At 40.7% G+C, this 26,806-nt stretch carries 17 protein-coding genes; 4 read left to right on the forward strand and 13 right to left on the reverse strand.

Annotated features, from left to right (window positions below):
• The first annotated feature begins 229 nt into the window (after nucleotides 1–229).
• A complete protein-coding gene (locus IPP86_02780) occupies nucleotides 230–1,969 on the forward strand; it encodes a DUF885 domain-containing protein (GenBank protein MBL0137442.1) in 1,740 nt (579 codons plus the stop codon).
• 58 nt (nucleotides 1,970–2,027) lie between these two features.
• Here IPP86_02780 and IPP86_02785 read toward each other — a convergent pair whose 3' ends face one another.
• Together IPP86_02785 and IPP86_02790 are read right to left on the reverse strand one after the other, a co-directional pair.
• On the reverse strand, nucleotides 2,028–2,636 hold the full coding sequence (locus tag IPP86_02785; protein ID MBL0137443.1) for a hypothetical protein: 609 nt from the start codon (nucleotides 2,634–2,636) through the stop codon (nucleotides 2,028–2,030).
• Nucleotides 2,637–2,639: 3 nt separating this feature from the next.
• On the reverse strand, nucleotides 2,640–4,520 hold the full coding sequence (locus tag IPP86_02790) for a M1 family metallopeptidase (protein MBL0137444.1): 1,881 nt from the start codon (nucleotides 4,518–4,520) through the stop codon (nucleotides 2,640–2,642).
• Nucleotides 4,521–4,815: 295 nt separating this feature from the next.
• Between IPP86_02790 and IPP86_02795 the strand changes: the two genes are divergently transcribed.
• Nucleotides 4,816–6,639: a T9SS type A sorting domain-containing protein gene (locus IPP86_02795; GenBank protein ID MBL0137445.1), complete on the forward strand. Its 1,824-nt coding sequence runs from the start codon at nucleotides 4,816–4,818 to the stop codon at nucleotides 6,637–6,639.
• 77 nt (nucleotides 6,640–6,716) lie between these two features.
• On the opposite strand, the gene IPP86_02800 is transcribed toward IPP86_02795, so the two are convergent.
• From IPP86_02800 to IPP86_02815, 4 genes are all read right to left on the reverse strand, one after another.
• The gene (locus IPP86_02800) at nucleotides 6,717–7,646 is read right to left on the reverse strand and encodes an SPFH domain-containing protein (GenBank protein ID MBL0137446.1); all 930 of its coding nucleotides are present in this window, start codon (nucleotides 7,644–7,646) and stop codon (nucleotides 6,717–6,719) included.
• Between the two features lie 130 nt (nucleotides 7,647–7,776).
• Nucleotides 7,777–8,535: a succinate dehydrogenase/fumarate reductase iron-sulfur subunit gene (locus IPP86_02805; protein ID MBL0137447.1), complete on the reverse strand. Its 759-nt coding sequence runs from the start codon at nucleotides 8,533–8,535 to the stop codon at nucleotides 7,777–7,779.
• A 122-nt stretch (nucleotides 8,536–8,657) separates the two neighbouring features.
• Nucleotides 8,658–10,577 (reverse strand): fumarate reductase/succinate dehydrogenase flavoprotein subunit, encoded by a 1,920-nt coding sequence (locus IPP86_02810; protein MBL0137448.1) that lies wholly within the window; start codon nucleotides 10,575–10,577, stop codon nucleotides 8,658–8,660.
• 71 nt (nucleotides 10,578–10,648) lie between these two features.
• Complete coding sequence (locus tag IPP86_02815; GenBank protein ID MBL0137449.1) at nucleotides 10,649–11,332, reverse strand: succinate dehydrogenase cytochrome b subunit; 684 nt, start codon at nucleotides 11,330–11,332, stop codon at nucleotides 10,649–10,651.
• A gap of 176 nt (nucleotides 11,333–11,508) precedes the next feature.
• Here IPP86_02815 and IPP86_02820 point away from each other — a divergent pair, with 176 nt between their 5' ends.
• The gene (locus tag IPP86_02820) at nucleotides 11,509–12,054 is read left to right on the forward strand and encodes a hypothetical protein (protein MBL0137450.1); all 546 of its coding nucleotides are present in this window, start codon (nucleotides 11,509–11,511) and stop codon (nucleotides 12,052–12,054) included.
• Nucleotides 12,055–12,264: 210 nt separating this feature from the next.
• Here IPP86_02820 and IPP86_02825 read toward each other — a convergent pair whose 3' ends face one another.
• The 4 genes from IPP86_02825 to IPP86_02840 form a co-directional block, all read right to left on the reverse strand.
• Entirely contained in the window at nucleotides 12,265–14,199 is a 1,935-nt protein-coding gene (locus IPP86_02825) for a T9SS type A sorting domain-containing protein (protein MBL0137451.1), read from the reverse strand.
• A gap of 808 nt (nucleotides 14,200–15,007) precedes the next feature.
• Nucleotides 15,008–15,769 (reverse strand): fibrobacter succinogenes major paralogous domain-containing protein, encoded by a 762-nt coding sequence (locus tag IPP86_02830; GenBank protein MBL0137452.1) that lies wholly within the window; start codon nucleotides 15,767–15,769, stop codon nucleotides 15,008–15,010.
• A gap of 24 nt (nucleotides 15,770–15,793) precedes the next feature.
• Nucleotides 15,794–16,324 carry a T9SS type A sorting domain-containing protein gene (locus IPP86_02835; protein ID MBL0137453.1) on the reverse strand — a complete coding sequence of 177 codons (531 nt, stop codon included), beginning with the start codon at nucleotides 16,322–16,324 and terminating at the stop codon, nucleotides 15,794–15,796.
• 178 nt (nucleotides 16,325–16,502) lie between these two features.
• Nucleotides 16,503–17,216: a T9SS type A sorting domain-containing protein gene (locus tag IPP86_02840; GenBank protein MBL0137454.1), complete on the reverse strand. Its 714-nt coding sequence runs from the start codon at nucleotides 17,214–17,216 to the stop codon at nucleotides 16,503–16,505.
• Nucleotides 17,217–17,515: 299 nt separating this feature from the next.
• Between IPP86_02840 and IPP86_02845 the strand changes: the two genes are divergently transcribed.
• A complete protein-coding gene (locus IPP86_02845) occupies nucleotides 17,516–18,979 on the forward strand; it encodes a T9SS type A sorting domain-containing protein (GenBank protein MBL0137455.1) in 1,464 nt (487 codons plus the stop codon).
• Between the two features lie 4 nt (nucleotides 18,980–18,983).
• Here IPP86_02845 and IPP86_02850 read toward each other — a convergent pair whose 3' ends face one another.
• From IPP86_02850 to IPP86_02860, 3 genes are all read right to left on the reverse strand, one after another.
• On the reverse strand, nucleotides 18,984–20,405 hold the full coding sequence (locus IPP86_02850; GenBank protein MBL0137456.1) for a T9SS type A sorting domain-containing protein: 1,422 nt from the start codon (nucleotides 20,403–20,405) through the stop codon (nucleotides 18,984–18,986).
• A gap of 685 nt (nucleotides 20,406–21,090) precedes the next feature.
• Nucleotides 21,091–22,755, reverse strand: coding sequence for a T9SS type A sorting domain-containing protein (locus IPP86_02855; GenBank protein MBL0137457.1), 1,665 nt, complete (start codon nucleotides 22,753–22,755; stop codon nucleotides 21,091–21,093).
• A 61-nt stretch (nucleotides 22,756–22,816) separates the two neighbouring features.
• On the reverse strand, nucleotides 22,817–26,785 hold the full coding sequence (locus tag IPP86_02860) for a right-handed parallel beta-helix repeat-containing protein (GenBank protein MBL0137458.1): 3,969 nt from the start codon (nucleotides 26,783–26,785) through the stop codon (nucleotides 22,817–22,819).
• Nucleotides 26,786–26,806: the final 21 nt, after the last annotated feature.

Genomic DNA, 26,806 nt, shown 5'->3' on the forward strand with positions numbered 1-26,806 from the left:
GATTTAATCAATCCAGAATGGAAGAAAAATAATGAATAAATCTTTATTTCAACTATTCTTTGCTAAATTTACATTGAATTTTTGTACTTCCTCTTCGTTCAATGCTGAATTGATTTTATGAAATTAACTAATCTCACTACTCTCATTGGCTTCGGTATTTGGGTTTTGGTTTTGCAATCCTGCAACTCAAATCATTCAGAAAAAATAAAATCCTTTTCCAAAGGAAGAAATCAGTGCGGAAAGTTTAAAAGCGAATCAGTTTTTTGACCGTTGCTTTGACGCGGAACTCAGCAGAAATCCGGAACACCAAACTTACCTTGGAATAAAGACAGATTATAGTAAATGGAGAGACCATAGCGATGCATACGATCAGAAAGAATTGGAAATTGCAAAGTTGGAGTTGGATAGCCTGAGGAAAAGTATTGATTTTGATAAACTCGATGATCAAACAAGGATTAGTTACAAATATTTTCAATACGAACTTCAGGAAGAAATCGATAATTATAAGTGGAGATTTCATAATTATCCTTTGAACCAAATGGACGGATTCCATTCATCCGTTCCTGCTTTTCTGATCAACATGCATTCGATTGAATCGCTTTCGGATGCCGAAGCTTACATCAGCAGGCTGAATGTAATGGACACACTTTTTAATCAGTATATCGATGGATTGAAAATTCGCGATAGTCTGCACATCATTCCTCCTCAATTCGTTTTCCCGCTAATTGAAGCGGACATGGTAAGGATGACCAAAGGACAGCCGATGGAGAACTCTTCATCACTAAATCCTTTGTTTGAAGACTTTATTTCCAAAATTAAAACAGCGAAAATTCCATCCGGCCAGAAATATGAGCTGACTAATAAATGCAGGGCCGCATTGAAAAATGTTGTAAAACCTGCTTACGAGAAATTACTTGCCTACACCAGGGAACTTGAGAAAAAAGCGACCACTATTGATGGAGCATGGAAATGGCCGGAAGGAGATAGGTTTTATGCTTATGCATTACACAGCACAACTACAACTGATCTAAAACCGGAAGAAGTGTTCCTGATAGGTGAATCAGAGGTAACACGGATTCATACAGAGATGCGTAAAATCATGAAGGATCTCGGTTGGAGGAAGGATAACCTGCATGAGTTCTTCGCTTTCATGAGGAAAGACCCGCAGTTCTATTTTGCAAATACCAAAGAAGGTCGTCAGAAGTACAAAGACCTCGCTACAGGTATCATCGATACCATGCGTGAAAAACTAGATCTGATTTTCAAAACCAAACCGAAAGCCGCAATTGTAGTGAAGGCGGTTGAACCGTTCCGTGAACAATCTGTTGGCGGTGCATTCTACGAAGATCCTTCGCAGGATGGAAAAAGGCCCGGAACTTATTACATTAATTTATACAACATGAGTGATCAGCCGATCTACCAGGCTGAAGCATTAGCTTACCATGAAGGCATTCCTGGTCATCACATGCAAATTGCCATAGCCCAGGAATTACAGGATTTGCCCAAGTTTCGTACACATGGGGGAAATGTCGCTTATGTCGAAGGCTGGGCGCTGTATGCGGAATTGTTACCAAAAGAATATGGCTTCTATAAAAATCCTTATTCAGACTTTGGCCGTCTTGCCAACGAAGTATTTCGGGCTGCCCGACTTGTAGTTGATGTAGGTATCCATTATAAAAAATGGACCCGCCAGCAGGCTTTTGAATATTTTATTAAAAACACACCGAACCCTGAAGGAGATTGTAAAAAAGAAATTGATCGTTATATCGTTTGGCCCTCTCAGGCTACAGGATACAAAATCGGCATGATGAAAATTCTTGAACTGAGGGAATATGCGCGCAAGAGCTTAGGTGAAAAATATGATATCAGGGAATTTCATGATGTTATTCTCACCAATGGTTCTTTGCCTTTATCACTTTTAACGGAAAATGTGCGCTCCTGGGTGGAACTTAAAAAGTCATCCAAATAAATCTTTTCGCTCTTTACTCCGATGAATAAAGAATTAACTGAAGAGAGCACAAGAATGTTTAATCTGGAATCTGTGGCTTTTTATAATGAAATCCAATTGCCCATTCATCATTTGTATCAACAGATGAGTCAAAGTTTTTTACCCATTCATTAAACAAATTCCGGAATTCATCCATTTCTTCAGCAAGCAAAGCCAGATGATGTGCATCACCAAACTTCTGATGTGAGCAAATCAATCCGATCACAGCAAGCTCTTTAGCAGCATTCTTGACCACCGTGGCTTTTTCCATTTTATCGGAATAAAATTTCTCCACCTGAATGCTCATGAGCTTCCCGAAAAGTACATTGGCAGCCTGGAAGAGGTGATCGTGAAAACAAAATTGCTTTGCTTCTTCCACAAGATTATCAGAAATCGCTTCCGATATTGTTAAAATGGAAATTGCCTTTTTAAACAAAGGCGTTCGTATGAATTCCTTCTGAGAGGCCTCAAAATCTTTAAGGCCTAATAGCTCATCGAAATCGGGCTCAGCTTTGTCACCTGAGAAATTCACCAAGTGAAAATGAATACCGGGCTCATCTTCATCGTTCAGAAAGTCCTCAGGGAAAACATCATCATGATTCATCTGCTTTGCATTTTTTCCTTCGCTTCCTTTTTGCGAAGGTTGCAAAGTTTAGTTTAACAATTCATCAATCGTTGCCTGCGTAATCGGATGGTAGTTCGGTCGGGCTGTGGAATAAATTTCTTTCGCGAGAATTTTTCCTTCCGGACTTTTAGCCAGCGCTGCATATAACGGTTTGACAAATTTGCGTCTTCCAACCTGAAATAAAAACTCCTTTAAAGCAGGATAATTCTTTGTGTATTTATTCGCGATTACCAGCTCGAGCCAGCAGAAAAGTATTTCTGAATTACCTGTTTTGCTGAAATGAAATGTCTCGTCCAGCTCTTTCATTTGGTTTTCACTCAGAGTAGAAGGGAGATAGCGAAGGAAACGAATCCATTCGTTGGTAGTATATTTTTTTGTCTGCAGCGAAGATGCCGAAGCTCCTTTTTTCCAGGCGTCCACCTGTTTTGACACTTCTTCAAAAAGTACGGAATGAATTTTCGGACAATTATCCGGAATACCCGGACCGTACACCCATCTGTCGATGTCTATTTTTTTCGCGCTGGCTGTATCGTTCCCGATCAGATCACGATTGTATTCCTCAATAAATTGTTCGGTGCTGATCGTTTGAAAAGCATGACTACTGAAATGTTTGTTCAGGAATGCGTCAAATTTTTCGCGGCCGACAGTTTGCTCCATCAACAGGAGTAGGAAATGACCTTTTTCATACGCTACATCATTCATTCCGTCATCCGGATCACGTCCTTCGAGATTTAATTTCAGATGCGTATCAGCGCTTGTGTCACCAAATTCGGCTATTGTTTCTTTCAGGTCTTCAAAACCAAGCAGACTTTGCATATCGGAAACGTCTTTACCGTAAAGCGATTCCATGATGCGGTTTTCAAAATAGACGGTGAAACCTTCATTCATCCAGAAATCATTCCATGTCGCATTGGTGACAAGATTTCCGCTCCAGGAATGTGCAAGTTCATGAGCAATCAGTGTTGTAAGCGAACGGTCTCCTGCGAGTATTGTCGGTGTCGCGAAAGTAACACGTGGATTCTCCATACCACCAAATGGAAAACTGGGAGGAAGTACAATCACATCGTATTGTCCCCAGGCATAAGGCCCGTATAATTTTTCAGCGGCATCCACCATTTTTGGAAGATCAACAAATTCCCAAGCGGCTTTGTCAACGGTCACAGGTTCGGCATAAACACCGGTTCTTTTATCCAGCGGTTTGAAAACAAAATCACCCACAGCCAGTGCCAGCAAATAAGCCGGAATCGGTTGTGGCATTTTGAAATGGTAGACACCATCAGCAGATTTCTGTTGTGGATTTTCCGCGCTCATCACCGCCATTAAACCGGACGGCACATGTACTGTTGCGGAATAGGTGAATCGTATCCCCGGACTATCCTGCACCGGTGCCCAGGTACGGGCGAGAATTGCTTGCGACTGTGTGAAAAGGAATGGTGATTTTTTTCCGGCAGTTTGTTCCGGTGTGAGCCATTGCAATGCCGCGGCGGAAGGGGAGGTTGAATAGTAAATAGTAATAAATTTTGTTTCGGGAGTAAGATTCACGACCAGGGCTCTGCCCAGATATGGAACCGTATCTCCAAGCTGAAAGGCAAGCGGTTTTTCGGCGTCATTCATCAATACCTTTTGAATTGTGAGATCGCGGGTATCGAGAATCAACTGACTTATTTCCTTTTTTCTTTCGAATTCTATGCGTGCAGTACCGGTTAGAATTTTTTTCTCAAAATCAACCTGGAGATCAAGATCAAGATGTTTGATCACTGCTTCATCCGGATGGGCGAAAGTGTGCGGATCTTTTACAATCACTGCTGCGGGTGTTGTTTCAGTTTGCATGGTATTGGAAGGATTATTTTGACATGCTGCTAACACTATTATCAGCAGCAGATTCAGAGTTCTGAAGGATCGGGTCATTGAATGGAATCAGATAGATCAAATGTAGCAAAACTGTAGAAATAGAAGAATTTGCGAGGGTATTAATAATTTGAAAGGATCTCTGCCGAATTCCAATAATGACCTTTTGCTCTTTCTAAGGCAATTTTAATTCAAACTGACTCTAATTTAATTATTGCTAAATTTGATTATTGAATGACAATCACTCAATTTGCTAAGGATAATTTCGATTTTGAAAAATTGCTTTCGAAAGTTTTCAATTGATTCATTTTTTAAATAGAGTTCATTTTTATTTATGGTACTTATTTTATAAGATATGAAAACAAAACTCTACCAGCTGCTACTGTTTTTACCATTATTCTCCGGCGCTCAGTCAAATCAGGATGTTGTTCGATCGAATGAAAAAGACAAGGTTCCAGTTAGTTCGGATCGTACGAATAGCGTACAGGAAGAAGTGATTGGCTTTACTTATTATGATTTGCAATGGATTGGTTCGAGTCCGACACGGGTGGTAAATAATTTCGATGGAACTATTTCAGCTTGTTGCACTTTCAGTCCAAACGCGAATGCGAATTATCCTGATCGTCACGTATGGTATACTTATTATGATGGATTCTCCTGGGTATTCGATACGAGTGTCAGTGCTGGTCCTGCACTTTATCCTGCCCTTGCAGTGACACCATTGTACCAGGAAATGATTTTTCTAGAAACAGATTCGGGTATTGTGATGAAACACCGCCCGGTGAAAGGTATCGGACCGTGGTCTTTGGATACAAATTCTTTTGGTGTTTTTCCTACCTACGATGCGCAACCACGAGTGGCAACCGGCGGATCGAATCAGCAAACGGTTCATGCTATCTGGAGTGGAGGAGGAAATAATCCAGCCCCTTTTGCAGGGCAAACTTATCCGATTGTGTATTCCCGGTCAACGGATGGAGGGCTAACATGGCTCGTTTCCCGTTTGGTGCTGCCTGCACTCGATGCTTCTCATTACCTGGGATTTAATCCGGGTTCATATTCCATTGATTGCAAAGACAACATTGTCGCGATTGCTTATGGTGATCCTAAAACGGATGTTGGATTGCTGAAATCAACTGACGGCGGAAATACATGGACCTCCACCATTGTTCATTCATTTCCTATTCCGTTTTATGATCAGACTACAATGATCACGGATACCAATTCAGATGCAATCGCGGATACTCTGGATTCCAACGGTGGAGATCCCTTTGTATTGATTGATAATTCCGGTGTTTGTCATGTCTGGTATTCACGACTCAAAGTAGTTTGTTCCCAACCCGGAACACAGCCCGGAGAAGGATTATTGGTGGATCATTATTCAGATGGATTGTGTTATTGGAAAGACACCTGGTTTCCGAATTCCCCGGTCCAAATTGCCGCTGCTCAGGATTTGAACGGAAATCAAAGAATTGATTATCCTTTTGATCCTACATGTTCTTTGCCTTTTGGTAATTATGATGGCGGACTCACTCAGTATCCAACAGCAAGTGTAGATGCTTCAAATGTTTTGTACGTTGCTTACCAGTCCATCGCAGAACTCGCTGATACAGCTGATTGGAAGCAGGCCCACCGTCATATTTTCAGCTTCTCTTCGGCGGACAATGGACAAACATGGGGTTCTGCCGTAGATCTTGTGCCTGATATGAATGCAGGTGGTTATGGTGAATTTCAGGAAGCTGTATTTCCATCTATGGCTCGTGTCTCAGCCGTACAAAATCCAACTGTCGTTTATCAGCGTGACATCGCGCCTGGAACATCTTTCGCCGAACCGGGAACCTGTGATCAGGTAAACAATAATTTATCTTCCAGTGATCTTGTAGTTGTGCAGGCAACCGTATTTGCAGAAATAGAAAGTATAAAATCAAAGACAAGTGATAATCTCAGGGCATACCCGAATCCCTCCAATTCATTGATGCATTTTGAATTTTCAAATGTGCTAAATGAAAATGTAACCTTGACCTTGAGAAATAATCTCGGGCATTTGATAATGGAAAAATCTTTCAAAGCAAACACCAGCGATTTCACTTTGGATATCTCAAATTTACCTCCAGGTATATACACCTGTACTGCTTTGGGAAATGAATTGCAATTGGTGAAAAAAATTATAGTGGTTAACTGAATTACCCATAAATAAAACACCGGGAATCACAGCAAAATTTTATCTGTGATACCCGGTGTTTTAAAAAAATTCTGTGATTATCCTTTTCCGTCCTGCAAAGTATTCATCGCCATCATTTGCTTCATGGTCTTTTGCATGCCATCAGGCGAACCATCCAGGAATATGACATTTCCTTTTCCGGATTCTCCGAAATTTTTAACAGCTTCTGTCCACATGCTGAAAAGTATAACTGATGTGTCAAGATTCGCCTGTTGTAATTCTTTCGCGGCTTCAGTCATACCTTTCGCGACTTCCTGACGGAACAATGCCACACCTTGTCCGCGCATCTGTGCAGCTTCACGTTCTGCGGCAGCGGAGATTTTAATCGCGTTACCTTCCGCCTCTGCAGCTTTTGTTTTTGTGATCAGCAAAGCCTGACCTTCGTTTTCCGCGGCAGCTTTCAGGTTGTTGGATGCCACAACCTGGCTCATGGATTTCATGATTACATCGTCGAAAGTGATATCATTCAACTGAAGATCTTTCAGGTGATAACCCCAGTCTTCAAGAGTAATGTCAATTTGCTCTTTCACGTGATCGGTGATATCCTTACGCAAACCGAGAATTTCAGCCTGCTTTTTCGTCGCGACATAACCACGAATGGATCCTTCAATCGTACGTATCAATGCCTGCATGAAATTTTTATCATCAAAAAATTTGAAAGCTACATTGATGATGTTTTTTTCATCATTATCGATTACAGAATAAAGCAACATGGCTTTGAAATAAACATTTGCCTGGTCAATGGTAATGGCCTGGAATTCCAGTTCCACAGAACGGTTCTGGATGGAAACACGACGATGTACCTGTTCAATCAGAGGTATTTTGATGTTCAGTCCCGGCAACATGATGCGCCGGTATTTTCCAAACATTGTAATCACGGCAATCGTTCCCTGTTGAACAGTAACGAAGCCCATGAACACAAGTAGTACTGCAATGATCAGAAGGATGAGGGGAATAGAGAATATCATGGTTAAAGAATTTATTCAGAAAGGTATAAAAAAAATTGAAGGAGGTCTGAAAAAAAACGATCCTGCGGAACAAGTCGGCAGGATCGGAAAAAAAATATTTATTCAGGAATAAACTGATGCAATACGCAAATTACTCTTTAGTCAAACTTGCAAACAAATATTCCCTGTTCAAACGTGCAATGTGCGAAATCGAAATTCCTTTCGGACATTCAGATTCACAGGCTCCCGTGTTGGTGCAGCTGCCAAATCCGGCTTCGTCATGCGCGGCAACCATTCTCAATACTCGTTCACGACGCTCCGGCTGACCTTGCGGAAGCAAAGCAAATTGTGAAACTTTCGCGGAAAGGAAAAGCATCGCGGAAGCATTTTTACAGGACGCAACGCATGCGCCGCAACCGATACAGGCTGCCGCGTCAAAGGCTTCGTCAGCTTTTGCTTTTTCGATTGGCAATCCGTTCGCGTCAGGTGCATTTCCTGTACTGACAGAAATATATCCACCGGCCTGCATGATTTTTTCAAAACCTGTGCGGTCCACCACGAGGTCACGAATCACAGGGAAAGCAGTCGCTCTCCAGGGCTCAATCGTAACGGTTTCGCCATCGTGGAAATGACGCATGTGGAGCTGACAGGTAGTTGTTCCTTTCAACATACCATGCGCGCGACCATTGATGTACATCGAACACATTCCGCAGATTCCCTCGCGGCAATCGTGGTCAAATGCGACAGGATCTTTTCCTTCACGAACCAAACGGTCGTTGAGTACGTCCAGCATTTCAAGGAATGACATGTGCGTATTCACTCCCGGCATGTCATATATTTCAAAGCGTCCGTTTTCTTTTGCATTCTTCTGACGCCAGATTTTGAGTTTGAGGTTGATAGTGTCTCCCATATTTTGGGTATAAGGTATTAAGTATTAAGTATTAAGTACAAAGACCATATGCTAAGAGCCTTGTACTCTCAATTTACTATGCCAAATTCATAATTCATAATTCATAACTCATAATTCATAACTCACTTATAGGATCTCTGCGTTGGGTGCACAACTTCAAATTTCAGATCTTCTTTGTTCATTACAGGTTCCTGTCCTTCTCCTTTAAACTCCCAGGCAGAAACAAAGCTGAAGTTGACATCATCGCGTTTCGCTTCACCTTCTTCGGTTTGTGATTCTTCACGGAAGTGACCACCGCAGGATTCTTTTCTATTGAGCGCATCAAGGATCATCAATTCGCCGAGTTCAATGAAATCCGCCACACGTCCGGCTTTGTCGAGCTCGGTATTGAATTCCATCGGACCGCCAGGAATACGAACATCACTCCAGAATTCTTTTCTCAATTCACGAACCATTCCCAAAGCTTTGGTAAGTCCTTCCGCATTTCTTCCCATACCACAATAATCCCACATGATCTTGCCGAGTTTTTTGTGAAGATCCTCAACTGTTTGCTTGCCTTTCACAGACATCAGCTTGTCGATTCTTTCTTTCACCGCTTTCTCTGCTTCTTCAAACGCAGGATGCGAAGTAGGAGTGGAGCCGGTACGGATTTCATCAGCGAGATAATCACCAATGGTATATGGAATCACGAAATAACCGTCAGCAAGTCCCTGCATCAAAGCGGAAGCTCCGAGACGATTCGCTCCGTGATCGGAGAAATTACATTCACCCAGTGCATACAAGCCCGGAATAGTTGTCATCAGGTTGTAATCTACCCAAAGACCACCCATCGTATAGTGAACTGCCGGATAAATACGCATCGGAGTATGATACGGATCGTCACCGGTAATTTTTTCATACATCTCAAAAAGGTTTCCGTAACGCTCTTCAATCACCGGACGTCCAAGACGTTTGATCGAATCGCGGAAATCCAGGAATACAGCAAGTCCTGACGGACCCACACCACGGCCTTCATCACAAACTTGTTTCGCCGCGCGTGAAGCCACGTCACGAGGAACAAGATTTCCGAATGCCGGATAACGGCGCTCGAGATAATAATCCCGCTCTTCATCAGGAATTTCTTCCGCTTTACGTTTATCACCTTTTGCTTTCGGAACCCACACACGACCATCGTTACGCAAACTTTCACTCATCAGCGTAAGCTTGCTCTGATATTCTCCGGAAACCGGAATACAGGTCGGGTGAATTTGTGTGAAACAAGGATTGCCAAAATAGGCTCCTTTTTTATATGCTTTCCAGATAGCAGTAGTATTACTGCCCATCGCGTTTGTACTCAGATAAAATACATTGCCATAACCGCCGGTTGCAAGAACAACAGCATGACCGAAATGACGCTCCAGTTCTCCTGTCACCAGATCGCGGGCAATAATACCACGGGCTTTTCCGTCGATCATCACCATCTCCACCATCTCATGACGGTTGTACATTTTAACACCGCCTTTGTCAATTTGTCTTGACAATGCACTGTAAGCGCCAAGCAACAACTGTTGTCCTGTTTGTCCGCGAGCATAAAAAGTACGGGAAACCTGTACACCACCGAAAGAACGGTTGTCGAGCAAGCCACCGTATTCACGCGCGAAAGGAACACCTTGGGCCACGCATTGATCAATGATTTCGTTAGAAATTTCGGCAAGACGATACACATTCGCTTCTCGTGCACGATAGTCGCCACCTTTCACTGTATCATAAAACAAACGGTACACACTGTCACCGTCGTTCGCGTAATTCTTCGCGGCATTGATTCCACCCTGCGCGGCGATGGAGTGCGCTCTGCGCGGACTGTCCTGGAAGCAGAAACATTTTACAGTGTATCCGAGTTCGGCAAGAGCGGCAGCCGCGGAGGCCCCGGCCAAACCGGAACCGATAACAAGAACTTCAATCCGTCTTTTATTGGCAGGATTTACAAGGCGTACAGTGGATTTGTACTTTGTCCACTTGGTTTCAAGAGGACCTTCTGGAATCTTAGAATCTAGTTTGTTCATAGTTCACGCGGTTTGCGCAGAATAAGCAGGTAATGATTGAGGTTGGCCGGGCTTTCTTCTTTTTGGAAAATTTATTGTCCGAGAATATTAGTAGCCACACCACATAAATCGAAGTAGAACATGATCGGGAAGGAACCAAAACCAATCATGATGAGTAAGGCAAACAAGGTTCCAACAATCTTAAACGGTTTCATGTATTTGTGATTGTTCCAGCCAAGCGTCTGAAACGCGGATTGAAAGCCGTGGTTCAAATGCGCTCCCAGCAATACCATCGCGAAGAGGTAAAGGGCGGCATACCAGTTCGACTGAAAAGCCGCTGCTACATCGTGAGCCATACTTGTGTCTGCCCCAAGAAAACGGTGAGAGACAAAGAAAGTCTTCAGGTGAATGACAAGGAACACAAGGATAACAGATCCGGTCAGTCCCATGTTGCGGGAAAACCAGCTGCTATTGCCCGACTGATGACTAACGGCATAGCGTACAGGACGCGCTTTGCGGTTGTGGAGAGTCAGGTAAAGAGCGTCAATGGCATGGATGATGAATCCAGCGAACAGGACGTATTCCACAGCCCTGATGACAATGTTCCGTACCAGGAATTCACCGTAACTGTTGAAAGCATGGCCACCGTCCAATTTGTACAATTGTAAATTTCCGTAGAGGTGTTCCAACAGGAACACACACAGAAACAAGCCGGTGAGGGCCATTACAAGTTTACGACCAACTGTCGTGTAAAACATTTTTAGAGCTGCAATCATAGTCCGGAACGTTGTAAGGACACCAGCCGATGTCCAATTTCAAAAATGTAACCTTGAATTAAACAATTCAGGGTCTTGTTGGTTTTAATTTTGGCAAATGTATATGCCCCTAACCGCATTTCAAAAGATTAAAATCAGGGAATTTTTAATCATCTGTAATAAACTGAACCTTATCTATGACAGCAAAAAAACAGGAGGTCTGGAAAGAAATCCACCTCGGCGCAAAAAAACAAAGGACTCATTACGGCATTTCTAACCTCGGAAGGGTCTGCAGCTTTCGTGAAACACTGGCAGACAAGAAGATACTAAAAGGTGCCGTGGTGAATGGTTATGCAGCACTCAAGCTGAAAATCAATCAGAAAGACTACCAGTTTTATATCCATAAGCTTGTCGCTGAGTACTTTAGTAAAAAGGGAAGCAGCTCCCGGACTTATGTTATTCACCTGGATTACAATAAGTTGAACAATAAAGTCAGCAACCTTCGTTGGGCTAGCAAAGTGGAAATGGAAACACATCAGCAAGGCAGTCCAAGGGTGAAATCATACCGTGCCAAGACCCGACTGAAAGGCCACAAACTCACCGCGACCAAAGTAAAGCTGATCAAACAAAAGATCTTCGACAAAAACCGCCGCTCCCTCATGCGCGACATCGCCTCCCAGTTCGGCATCAGCGAAATGCAGCTTTACAGAATAAAGTCAGGGGAGAATTGGGGACACGTTTAGTGAGTTCCCGCTTCCGGCTTTTGATTTGAGTTGATTGAATTTAGTGCTTAGTGCTTAGTGCTTAGTGCTTAGTGGTTAGTGCTTAGTGGTTAGTGGTTAGTGCTTTGTTCCCGATACCTAATACTTTATACCTTATACTTAATACCAAGAAAATTGAACATAAATTTTCAAGCGCCACCCCGTCCCAACAACCAACAACCAACAACGAATTCACTGCACCACCACTCCCTCACAAACTACCCCGCTCTCCGTTTCGAGCACAACCTTGTACTGACCACGAGCCCAGGTTCCGATGTGGAGGGTGATTGTTTTTCCACTTTGTTTTTCTATGGAATAAATTAACCGTGCATTGGAGTCATACACTTTAAGCTTTGCGTTTTCAAATATTTTGTTGCTGTTCAGCTCAATGTGAATTTCCTTCTGCGCGGGGTTAGGATAAATTTTTAATGCGGATGTTTTTGTTTCAGCAATGCCAACTGTGCTCTCTGTCTCTTCCAAAATAATCGGTTCGAAACCCAGCTGAACAGAATAAAATCCTGAACCTGAAAATACAAATGAACTATCCGGATGTGTAATACCTGCACCGGTGATAATCGTTGTTTTCAACAGCGAATCGGAAATCACAGGAATAGCTACCGTTTCTCCATTCGGTACATGAGGATCGATCGGATGCCGATTGCTTTCGCTCCAGGCAATGAAACAGGATGTCCCACGCTGACGATCAAATTTGTAAACTCTGGTGTACGGATTGCCACTGATATTCACCCGACTGACCGTCGTGAAATCGTGAATCTTGTCTACCAACAGTTGCATCGTGTACAAAACAGGTTTGGGCGCAAAGCCTTCATTTACTTTTCCCATCATGCCTGTATAACGGTATGGATAAGTGAATGGATAGAGGATAGGATTGTGTGGATTCGGATCGTTGCTCAGCGAAAACTCCGCGCGTTCTGCGCCTTCTCCAAAAACGACAGCAAAACATTTCACCGCGTCACGGGCTCCTTTGGCATTGTACCAATTGATCACGGTACTATCGTGATTTTCCAGTCCATTGTACAATGCATTGTAACTCGCGACAGTGCTGTTTGGAAAATCTCCTTCCAGTGAATCACCTCCGATGAATTGCGTAAAGCCATTGTGTGGAAAGATAGACGTGAGAATGTTGGACCACATGTCGTCAATGAAAATCGGTTTTCCGGGAGCATACTGTTTAATCAGCTTCATGCATTGATCCGTAGATTTCCAGTTGATGTGAGGATGCCATCCGATGTAGTCGCATTTCTTCAGTGGCGTGTCTACACCAAGTAATGTCAGCATGCGGGCCAGACTGTCCCATCCATGCGCATAGGATGCCGACATCAGATTGTTCCCGTTAATCCGGGATTGAGTAATTGTACCGTTGGTGTTCGGGTAATCCGGGAAATCTCCGTAGAGATCAAATAAGAGTGCGCCGCTGCCGACGAGTTTTGTATTTCCGCTCGGATCCGCGTCGTGAATGGCCTGGTAGGCCACTTCGTGGAGGCGAATGAGATTTTGAATATTGTCTTCCCAATATCCATAACCTGCCGCTTCTCCTGAATCTCCGGCGATGCCGTTCGCCGCGCCGCTGTAATAAATTTCCTGCTCCATGATGTAATAGCGAACAGGTTTCACGAGTCCCACCATATCACTGTCTCCATCACCGTCATAACGTTCAACCACACTGCGAACATAATGATACCAGTCGTTCCAGTGATTGGAATCAGGCGCGCATTCCGGAATCTGCAAACCGGGAGGAATGATGCAATCCGGATTGTTCACGAAAGACCATGTCGCGTTTGGTTCCAGATTCCAGACAAGTTCAAAACCATTTCGCTGAAGACGCTGTACCCAGCTGTCGGTGTTCGAAAAATTAATCGGTGCTCCCGATCCGCTTTGCATCCCGTCCCAGCCGCCACCGATGGAATTAATATTTATTCCCCCTCTTACAGACTGATTTCTCGTTACCTCACCAAGATTGTGTTGTATGCTGTCATGTGTCTGCTCAGTGATCCCCCACAGCCCCGGATCAGTTTCATTGTATTCAAATCCGAACCGCCAGTCGGGGATTTGTGAAAAAGTCAGCAGCGGGAAAAATGTAAAAAGAAAAAGATAGATTTTTTTCATTGTTATGAAGAGTAAAGTTGTTCAATGGTCTACACAAGATAAAAAAAAATGAAACCAAATCATTGCGCCTGTTTCCCGGGAGGGAAGAAAAAATTAACCGTCACCTGTTGGGTATATTTTATAATAATAATTTAAAAATTTGGAATGATAGTATTTAACTTCTTATTTCCACACGACCCGTTTTACGCTCGCACCTCACCGCTAATGTCATTAGGATAATAAACCAATTTATTTTCAATTGACCTAAAGGATCTCTTCGAGATGACAGCTGCTCGTTCTGATGAGTGTCGTCCTTTCCCGCCGAACAAACCTTGTTTCGTTTTACCAAATATGTTCGGCGGGAAAGGACGACACAATCGTTAAACCTACGATCGTCATCTCGCAGAGATCTTTTAGTTAATTTGGTAATATCATTTCAGGTAAATATGTCGACACCCTTTTACTCAGTATAATAACATTACCCTCGCTTCGCTTCGGGGTTTGTTTGACGATGATTTGTTTTTAATAATTGGAATTTAAAGTCAAAATTTCTAAAACTAACCATTCAATTTGATAGAGGTGTCCTAAATATATTCGCAAGAAAATTGACTTTAGAAAATAAATTGCCAAGCCGAGATTTTTTTTTCGCTAATCCTCTTGCTAATCTGTGCGGAACTCTGAGTCTCTCCGCGTTAAAAAAAACTCATACGATTAAAATTTCTACATTGGATAAAAGACAGTAAGCAATTAAAAGGGATTCTTTTTAACCACCGAGGAACACGGAGTATCGCACAGAGGTTTTGTGCTGCGCCTTAGCGCGAAAAAAAAATCAGTCCTTCACACACCTCACCGACAACCCATACGCTTCATAATTAAAAGCAACCCGAGCCAGACCATTGTTATTCCAGAGCGAACAATAATATGCGGCTGTCCCCGGATTGTATTCTACCGAACTCCACCAGTAACCATAGTCAAACATGTTCATTGAAGTTCCTGTGTTCAGACGATAACCTCCCGGCAAACCGGTGAAGCCTCCGGTGTTATCGGCATTTACATTGGGATCGGTCCAGTGTAGGATACCGGCCTCTTTCATTTTTCCACCGGCTGCACTTGCTCCGCCTAAATTGCTCAGCAGAACATTCCATTCATTATCGCTGGGTGTGTGCCATCCCGATGGACAAACATTTCTTGCATCCACAACTGTGAACCAGTTGTAAAGTTTCCCATAAGGGTTTTCAAATTGCGGATCGTTGTTGTAATAAGACCATGCTCCGGTAGTAAGCACACTCCACTGGTTGTTGTTGCTGATATTTGGAATGGTATCGCCATTGGAATAAAGAGAAGTATTCAGGTTTTCTGCCATCCACTCCTGGTTGCCAACGATAATGCTTGCGTAAAAATGTCCTTCAAGATCACTGACACCGGCACCTTGAGTAAACAGACTCCCGGGCGCAACTGTGTACGTAACACTGTCAATTTCGGAAATTGGAATTTGTAAAACCGAACCGTCAGTTTTGTGGATGTTCATCGTGGATTGCCCGAATACCTGCACAACAAAAGCAAGCAGAAAAGGCAGGATGAAATTTTTCATCTGAAGATGATTGATAATATTGATTTAATTGACGAGAATCCTTTTCGAAATAAAATTATTTCCGGTACTGATTTTACAAAGATAAATTCCGGCACTCACCAAATTCCTGTTCGCGTCCAAACCGTCCCATACAAGATTGTTGATTCCGACTGATTGATTTTCCGCTTTCAATTGACGAACCTTCTTCCCGTGTATGTCCATAATGTCAACAATCACTTTACTATTTTTCAGCAATTGATATTGAATAGTAAAAGGCCCTTTGCCGGGATTGGGATAAACGGTGGCATCCTTCAATATTTCCAATTCAGAAATTCCATACAAAATCCCTTTGTAATTGTAATTTCCAATATTCGATTCCGGCCAGGCAAGTGTGGTACCATCTGTTTTGTTCAACCTCATTGTATCGCCTGAAACAAGGATACTTCGGATATCCGTCAGAGCATATTGAACATGACTCCCATCTTTAAAATTAATATAAATATTCTGAGCGCGGTTAACGGGAATTGCCAGGCAGAAAAACAAGACAAGCACAAAAGCCTTCTTTATCTTTTTCATGAGCAAATATGTAAGCAATAAAAGCATGGATTTCCCCGGTCTTGAATCGTTGCAAGTATAGACCTGAAATCTGTATTTAATTTGTAGAAAAGAAGGGTTTTCATGTATGCTCATTAATGTCCTGCCTGATTCTCAATTGGGAAATTTCAAAGAAAACGAATGTTTTTCGTCCTTTCCATTATCGTTGAATGAAAATCTTAAAGGAATAGTACTTGTCGGAGCTCGAAACCCGGAGAAAATACAGGCCGGAAGATAAGTTTTCGGGATTCATCTTTTTGCCTTCCATAGAATACAACTTTCCCTTACAATTTTCAGCCAGAATCACGGATGAATTCACAATGGTGTAATAGTCGCCCGGGCGAACCAATGCTTCTTCCAAACCTGTTTCTTTCGCTTTCACATAAGTCGCGAAAATCAAATCCATATTGAATGGGTACGTTCCGCTTGGATCGATCAGATACATATCGCCGCCCATATATGTATTACCGGCATCAGCCTGTACTCCGTAAGGATCAGGAATTCCATTTCCCGGAACAAAAAAGATGGTATAAACAGATCCGCTTGTCACATTACAATTCACTACAAATGGCAGCAGACAATTTCCGGAAGGGCAAGAGACGTTAACCGGACTTGAATACAAAACATTTCCGCCTATTCCGGCACCTTCAATAATTTCAAGAGTTCCCAATCCGGAAATAAAATTGAAAAACCCAAGGTCAACTCTGTCGAGGTTACCACTCAATCCTGCTGTAAACGTCTGGTACCATGAATATCCCGGCAATGTGCGTGCACTGATTCCCGCGGTATAAACTGTGTCGTACTGATCACGGACAGATTGAGAATGAGCAGAGGTAAGTGTGAGGGCGAATAGGAGTCCAAGGACGTATTTCATTGTGGAAGATATTTAGCACAAAACTAATTCCTGAAAACCGTATTGAGAATTGAATGCTCTAAAATTATTGAGGTATCTGACAAAAATCATAAACTCCAATGTGTTCTCTAATGCAATTGGACAAATTGTTTCACCAATTAATGCAATTTATTAGCAGAAAGTTTGCACAACTTCAAAGCATGCTCTCCGGTTATTCCTTTTTTAATAAAAATATATTTGGTAAATTAAGGTGTCTAATTCAACATTATACTAATTTTAGGTTGAATTATACATCACCTTTGAATCTACCTTTGTTAAAAATGAAAAAGAATCTTTGGATATTGTTTCTCTTATTTTGTGAACTTTCACATGCTCAAAAACAAGGAGTGAATTGGTGTTTTGGGGACAGTGCTGGCATTTCCTTTATTAATTTAGCCTCACCTCAAACTTATACCACATCTACTGTTTCACGAGGATCTTGTTGTTCCATTAGCGATACTGTTGGAAATTTATTGTTTTATGCAAATACAGCATATTCATCAGTGCAAGGTCCAAAGTATGGAGTTGTTTGGAATAAATATAACCAAGTAATGATCAATGGTGATTCACTCATAGGAAATTCGTGGTTTAGAGAAATGGTAATTCTTCCTATGCCGGGAAATGATAGTTTGTATTTTTTATTCCAAGTAAGCGTAACCTTAGGAGATGGTTTATTTTATTCAATAATCGAACCTAATTATTTAAATGGGACAGGTCGGGTTTTGGCAAAGAACATTCGGATAAATCTTCCGGATAATGATATTGCTGATGCATCTTGTGCAATTCGACATGCGAATGGTCGAGACTGGTGGTATTTCGTCCATAATTGGCATGGTGGAAATGCTTTTTATATACTTCTAATTACACCTTCCGGAATTAGCGGACCATTTGTAACTTCCATTGGTTCTAATTCTACATACGATACATTTTGTTTGAATCCATCAAAGAAAGGTGATAAGTTGGCGGTTTCTAATTATGGCGGGCTCCTAGAAGTTTTATCTTTTGATAGATGTACTGGTTTGATATCGAATCCCATTAATATTTTACCAGAAAGTGTTACACATCCACCTTTTTCCGGATGTGAGTTTTCTCCCAATGGTAATGTATTGTACGTTTCAAGCACCGATAACATCTTTGGAGATTCCTTGCGCTTGTATCAATACGATCTGACTGCATCTAATATACGTACAAGTGAGCAAATCATTTATTGTCAGCAGGTACCCGCAAGTGGTGGATTATTGAAACTTGGTCCGGATGATAAAATTTATTGGGCAACATTGTATACATCGGGTTTTCCATATCCTGATAGTATTCGCAACATTTACAATGAAAACTTAAGTGTGATCAGGCAGCCGGATAGCCTGGGATTGGCATGTGATTTTCATCCTTTCGATTTTTATCTGGGAGGAAATCGATGCTACTGGGGATTACCCAACAATCCTAATTACAATCTTGGTCCGGTTGATTTTTCCATTTGTGATAGTATCACAACAGATATCCCGAATGCCTCAATACAGGAAAATAATTTCGAACTCTTCCCGAACCCATGCGAACAGGTGATAAATATTTCCTATCCGGATGGTATTGAACGTCTTGAAATTTTTAATGCTATGGGAGAATTGGAACTATCAATCTATCATGACTTTCAGATGGTGAGCACGAAAAGTTTACGAAATGGAATTTATTTCATGAGAATCTTTACCAGGAATAATGCTCTGGTGAAAAGGTTTGTTGTTCAACATTAAAGGTTTATTGGACAATAAATCTTCCTTTACTCCGGAGAAAAGGAGAATTTACAAGCACCTGGTAAATTCCTTTTGCATACTGAGAAATATCAACTTTCGTTTCTTGTATTGAAGTCACATTTTTTAGAAAAACAATTCTCCCTGCTTCATCAATTATTTTTAACTCACCGGGATGAGTAGCTTTGATTTGAATATTATCGCTTGCAGGATTTGGATAAATGACCAACTGTTGCAGGTTTTCAATGGAATTCATTCCCAGGGAAAGACAAAACGGATCAGTAGAAGGCAGAACAGTGATGCAGAAAGTTCTGGAACTTGTACCAAAGTATGGACAATGATCGTCAATTACACTTGCACTGAAACAATGCGGAACTGTTCCCACATCAAGTGAAGATGGAGTCCAGATGAATTGTGCGGAATCGCGATGATTACCGAACACATTAAAATTCGCTGAAGGGATGCCGCCATCCCATGACAATACGGTTAAATCAGCAGCATCGTTATCCATCGTGTACATATAAAAACCAACTGTAATGTTAGGACAAGCGATTATATTTGATCCAGGTGTTCCGTTGACACCGGTAATCAGAGGTACCGAATTGTTACAATTGTTGATGGTTAACTGTACATCTCTTTCTGTTTCTCCAATCAGCACCCCGTTTCTGTATTCGCTTACAAGAATTGCAAAAACCGTTACATCCGATTGTGTAGGAAACATACATATAACTCCGGTACTGGAATTGAAGGTCACCGGAGGACTTGATAATAAAGGTTGAGTAGCAGTATAACCCGACAGATAAGTCACCGTTTGTCCGGGTCCGGTCAGAGGTGTGATGAGTGAATACACCAGCGAATCACCTTCAACATCATAAGCTGAATTGGTATAACAAAAGGATTGACCAACACAGGCAAACGGCACAGGAGGACTTCCAAAAAATGGAGAGTTGTTGCAAAGGCCATTGGTGTTGTTGAGCAATGAATAGACATATTGATTGTCGCTGCCGGAGCCCGTTATCGTGGTGATCGCCGCGTTTCTGGCAATCTCCGCATGAGCGAAAGTGAAATCAGCACACTCTCCGGGGAGCGTAACAATTCCCTGATATTCCCACCTCTCAATACCTGTGTAGGCTCCGCCATTACAGGTTGTTAATTCAGTAGGACAAACAGTAGAAATCTGATTGGGAAACGGACTGACAGGATTAAGCATCAGAGTGTCTGCTGCAAAACAAGAAGATGTAACATCAATCAACATCTGAGCAGGAGCAGGAATTCCAAAACAGTCCCTGTAAAAATACATGGTGATACGGTACTGGTTATTCCCAATACACTCATAATTTATTTCCGCGCCCATCGCATGACTTGCGCGAGACTGCTGACTAATTAATAAAAGTATACAGGAAAGAAAAGTAAGGATACCATTTTTCATGTTGAAGGAGCTTAGGTATCAGAAAGATATAAAATCTTTGGTCCACTTAATCTTAATGAGGAGAAATTTTGGAACGATCCTTTTGTTCTCCTCAATCCCGCCCTTCCTGTGCTCCGCTCGTTCCTCGCTTTGCCCAGGGTTAGATTGCTGATGGTTGGTCATTCCACGATCGCTAATTTGCCACTGTGAGGTGGATTGGTGTTTTCATTTTTTTTATCTTGTAAAAGGATCTAATAAATGTTATATTTCTAATACTATTTGCATCGTAAAGGATTAAGTCCGACGGCGCACCGGCCTTCGTTAACGATTTGGCCCAGTATGAGTCAACAGTGGTTCATTTGCATTCATCTATGCTATTACTTACCTGATTTTTTTGAAGACTTTTTCCAGTACGCTCAATACAGGAAGGTTGCCCTTCATGCACCTACTGGTGGTTTGCTACCTGCTCCTGTAAGCCGATGATGAAGGAACTAGCAAGATTAGATTCCCTTGCTCCCTTTCATCTTTGTTAAAACACTTATCTTTCTTACGGGAAAGATTATTCAGGGCACACCTTGGCCTAGCTGGAAATTGTTCAATTTCTTTACTACAAGTCTTGCTTAACAGGGATCCAAAAAATTGCATAAAAAAAGACTTAACCTTCTAGTAGAAATCTCCGGGTGGGAGTTAAAGCAAATCTTATAAATCACTCAATGATTATTTTACCAGAAAGTTGTTCATTCTTTATTTGAACGGTCATGATATACATTCCTCGGTTCTTCAAATCAAATCTATATCCGTGAAGGCTGCTATCTTTTTCTTCACTGGTAAAAACAATCCTGCCAAATACATCTGATATAGTTATTTTTTCAATAGATTGATTACAATTTAACTGAAACTGACCATTACTTGGGTTTGGAAATAAAGTTATTTTTCCATTTAATTCCCCTTCTATTGATTCAATACCAGAAGGAAAATCAGACTTTAAGAGTAATATATCAAAACTGCCCGTATTATTTAACAAACTCAAATTATTGAAAACAATCGTATCACTGTGAGTTTGCGCACCCAAATAATATATTCCGTCATTATCAATTATTAAGCTACTTGAGTAATCTTGCAAGGCTCCGCCGTAGTCAATTGCATATACAATGTTACCGGTACTATCAAATCTTGCCATAAAAATATCCGTATAACTGCTACCATGATTGATTAATAATACAGAATCAATCACAATACTGTGACTATAATAAGCTCCAACCATTGTAGGACCTCCATCAGGATTAATTGCAACATTCAAACCAAAATCTGAACTATTGCCACCAAAATACTTAGCCCAAATTGGAGTACCTACGTTATTGAATTTAGCCACAAATGCATCTTCATTTGAATGAACGTTGGTTAATAGAAATTGTCCAAAATCTAAACTATCAGCTTCCGAATTTCCAACAACATAAAAATTTCCGATCGAATCGGATATAATCTCCCTGTTTTGTACCCCTCCAAGTCCTCCAAATCCGGCAATTAAAGAAGCAAAAACAAAATTTCCAATCGAATCAAATTTTACGATATAAACATTACTATATGAATTACTCATCAACTGGGTTGTATCAATTGTAACGGAATGAGTTCCAGAGTGGAAAAATAAATAAGAATTGCCAAACCCATCACTTGAAATCAAAGGCCAATCATTTCGACCCGGACCTTTAATTACCTTTCTCCAAATAATATTACCATTTCTATTTAATTTAAAAAGAAGTGAAACTACACCTCCCGGAACCTGTGTAATATGAATAGAATCCTGATCAAAAAGGACCAATGAATCACCAGCTTCGGCTGTTAAGAACAAATCCCCTGAGTGATTAATAGTTAAACATATGGCTCCGCATGTTATAGAATTATAAGATTGTTTTGCCCATAAAACGTTTCCATTTTCATCAAGTTTAACAATAAACATATTTGTTATTCCGGTCTTAAATAATTCTGATCCATCAAATTGAATCGAATCACTATCGAATGACCCGGTGATATAAATATTATCACTGTCGTCACTGGCAACAGCCATCACAGCATCATAACCATTGCCACCAAAACTTTTTGCCCAAATTACATTTCCGGAATTGTCAAATTTAGAAACAAAAATATCATCAATTCCATTTGAACTCAAAGTAAATGGGCCTATTTGAAGATCTGTACTGTAAAATGGACCAACCATGATTATATTGTTGCTCCGATCAATGCACATATCCTGTAATAAATCAAGGTCTGTTCCACCAAAGGAAATACCGTATGTCCATGTTGGAACCTGGCCAAACAACCCATTTACACTATAAAAAATAAAATAAGTTAAAATTAAAAGTTTGTATTTCATTTTATAGCGGTATGGTTAAGTCTAATAGATTACAGAATTTATCTTGCTTTCCAGCATTCAGTTATAGCTTTGCAAATTTCTGAACTGTTTCAAAATTTAATTGAATGAAATAAATACCGGTTGGCAATTTGGATAAATCAATAATATTTTGCTCAGAAGTAGCCGCATATCGCATTAAACAATTGCTATAGAGATCATAAATTGAAATGATATCTCCTGCTTGCACATTTTGTATAGTCATCATAGAAGTCACAGGATTAGGGGTTATTTTAAAATCATTATTTTTGCTGCTACTTGCAATGTAAGTTCTTAAAGGTATTGGCGGTTGAGGGCAGTTGCTCTGAGCAGTTGTTATAGTGCAATTAGGGGGGTCGCATGGTCCATAAATATTCCAAATTATTGGAGAATTAATTCCAGGAAATTGATCGTAACAAGGAAATAATGTAAGGTCATTTCCGTCACCTAAAGGTGCGGTTTCAAGAGGAAGTACTCCAGAGTTTGCACAAGAAAGAGGTGTTGGCGGACACAAACTTCCACCACCCACTCTTTGATATAACATTGGAATGGTATAGGGGAATGCAGGATAGCCAATAATGTTCAATCTTGTTTGATCATAGCAATAATCTCTTATTAATAAATAATAGCAATTCACTAAATAACTTTGATTGCAGTTACAAGAAGTTAATCGACTAGGTAAAAAGGTCTGCATATTAATCACATTTGCTCCATCAAGTAGCCCCAACCAATTATAATCAGAATTGCCTCCATAGACTTCTGGTCCATATTTATAAAATTGGCAGTTTCGAATAATGTTAAATCGATTATATCTTCTTGCTATCGAGGAAGTATTTGTTGCATCCACTAAAAATTCTGTTCGAATCCACTTACTAAAATGGTTAGAATTAAAAGTACATCCATCCCAGAGAATTCTTTTTCTTTCCAAAATATCAATTAATGGATTCATTGGTTCATAACCGCCACAAATTCCGCCGTTCTTAGAATGTGAATAGGTTATACCATTGGGCTCTGTATAAGATTCATTAAAAGTGCATTGAAAAAATTTGGTTCCAGGTCCTTTGTTATTGTAAGCCTTTACACTTCTATCATTATATATCTCATTTATCCAGCCATAAAAGTCACAACATTTAAATAACATTGATCTGGAATCCGGACGAACGGATTGTCCGGAAATGTAATTTCCATTTCCATCGACAAAGGCCCCACTCACAAATGTGCAATTGTAGAATTCCAAATCATGTTCAAATGGTTCATCAGAAGTTCCTCCTTTATCTGCAACAAATCCGTCTGCTCTATTTTCAATAAATCTGCAGTTTGAAAATTGGCCATATCCCAAAATGCTTCCAATACTATTCGCCGATTCATATTCCGCATCCATTCCACTTCTTGGAGCAGTTCCTCCCCAAGGACCAAATCCATTGTAATTAAAATCGCAATTAATCATAGTCAATCCTCTTCCTCCATCCCAGGACGCTCCATTTCTACAGTTCCATTCGAATTTTGAATCTCTAACAGATAAATTTAATGAAGTATTATTAGTGGCTCTTTGGATTATAGCAATTCCATCCTGGCCGAAATGATGCACATTACAATTCTCCACGACATTATTGGATCCACCATCAATTAGTATTCCCGTACTTTCCGCATTTATTCCAGCCATATCAGCAGCAAAATATCCACCAACGGCGTAGTTATCTACATTTCCATTTATTTCCAGATTTTTAATTGTAGAAGATCTGCAATTTGTGAATGTAACACAAATGCCAATACTTGCCATGTGATTATAATCGTTAACATTACCAAATGCTGTGTAGCACCCACAATCTGGATCCGGATTGTGAGAGCAATCTTGAAGGTTGGTACCGGGATGAGTAGGGTCTGGAACGACAACACAGTTTGGATCTACTCCATATAAGCAGCAATATGAACTATGAATATACCGATATCCATATGTACTTCCCGGGGTTGGATCAAACGCTCCATATTTCATGCAATCATCGAATTGAATAATAGTCGCAGGAGAGCCATCAGGATTCATTTCTCCTTCAATTGACAAATTGGAACATCCTTCAAAACATAAAACATTGTGACCCTTTAAAAATCTCCCAATTGTAGGATTTTGTCTTCCTACTAAATAAGTTCCTCTTGGAATAAATAATGTAACAGGGTTTGAAGTGCCGCCATAATGAGTTTGAATGTAGTCATTTGCCCATTCAAATGATTGTTCGTCTGAAATTCTATCATTGGCAATTGCACCAAAGTGAGCATGTAAGTCGAGATAGTCTGTTCCTTGAACAATTGTTGTACACGAACATGTCTGTTGGATATTTGAATAATCAAAAGGTGTATTATCACTACAAGTTGACGGCATTGGGTTAAACAGTTCAAGGTCTATATCCTGAGTTGCTGAACAACCAATGGCATCCGTCACTCGTAAGTTATAATTACCTGCATCTATATCCTTAATCTCTTCTCCAAGCATTCCATTAGACCAATAGAAATTATAGGGTGGTATTCCACCTTCTACTATTGCTTTAAGTGATCCTTTGTTTGAAGAATCGACCGGTGTTTTGCGTGCAAAAATTAATATTGGATCAGGTTCTGTAATTTCAAATTCATAGAATAATTTACAATTATCTGAATTAGTCACAATCACCGAATAATGACCCATTCCTAAATTATTTGCCGTTGAATTCAGACCAACATCATCAGTCCATGAATATGTTATTGGAGCTCTTGAATCTGTGGTACTTAATAAAACTGAACCATCTTTTTCACCAGAGCAAGTTGCATTCGTAATTGTGGCAGAAATTTCAGGACCATCCAAATTATTTAAAAAGAATGTTTTGGAAAGTGTGCAACTGTCAGTATCCATCACCATAACAGTATACTGTCCGGAAGCAACATCATTTAACAAAGAATCATTATCCCCGGTTAACCACGAATAAATGATTCGACCACTACCTCCAGAGGCATTAACAAGTATAGACCCATTACCTGAGTCACAAGAAGGTAATGTGTAAATCTCTTCCAACTCAATTGGTAGCGGTTCTGTGATTTCGACGTCAACGATGGTGGCACAATCATTTGAATCCTGAACCATGACGGGATAATTACCTGCACCCAACCTGTCAGGAATTCCTCCGCAGGGCCAGTAAGGAACAGGATCATAATCTAAGTCAGGAGTTAGAATTTGAACTTGTCCATTTGCCTGTCCATTGCACCTAATATTTTTTGTAACAGAATAGGTTGCCGCAGGTCCATCAGAATCTGATATTGAAACTGTAACAACTTTTGAGCAGCCAAGTGAATCTTTTACGAATACAGTATATACACCAGATCTAAGATCTGAAAGTGAGTCCACAACTTCATTGTTTCTTTGCCATAAATAGGTATACATTCCATTTCCACCGGTTGGAATCAATTTCGCGGTTCCGTTTGAATAATGACAGTCTGATTCTGTGACGTGAACAGTTACTTCCAAAGCAGTAGGTTCAAATATCCTAAAAGTATCACGAACTGAACAACCCGAACCATCTGTCACCAATAGGGGATATGTTCCTTCTTCTAAAGAAGTAATTATTGAAGTCCCATAATGATTTATTCCCCAATTAAAATTGTAAGGTGAAATTCCACCCGTAGGAAATACAGAAATTTCCCCATCATGTCCCATATTGCAGGTAACATTATTTACTATTTTACCTAAAACTATTTCAGGACATGGTTGAATCCCTGCAACAAATTCAGTGCACCCGGAATCAACCGATGCTGTAAATCCCGGAAGTAGGGAAACTTCCGTTGTCGAAAATATATTCACCGCTGCATTATTTGATACACTTACATGACCATTTGAATACGGAACTATAATTTCCCCATTGTAAAAATAAGTTTTTGACGTCGTTAAAGGAGTGTCAATTACCGGAGCTCCTGGCATTTGAGCAATTGCCTGATTTAGGCACAAACAAAATCCAAGGTAATAAATTACTGCCAGAAAACAAAGAGATCTTTTCATGACGAAATAAGTTTATTGGGA

This window comes from Bacteroidota bacterium (assembly GCA_016720935.1).
Lineage (GTDB): Bacteria > Bacteroidota > Bacteroidia > AKYH767-A > 2013-40CM-41-45 > JADKJP01.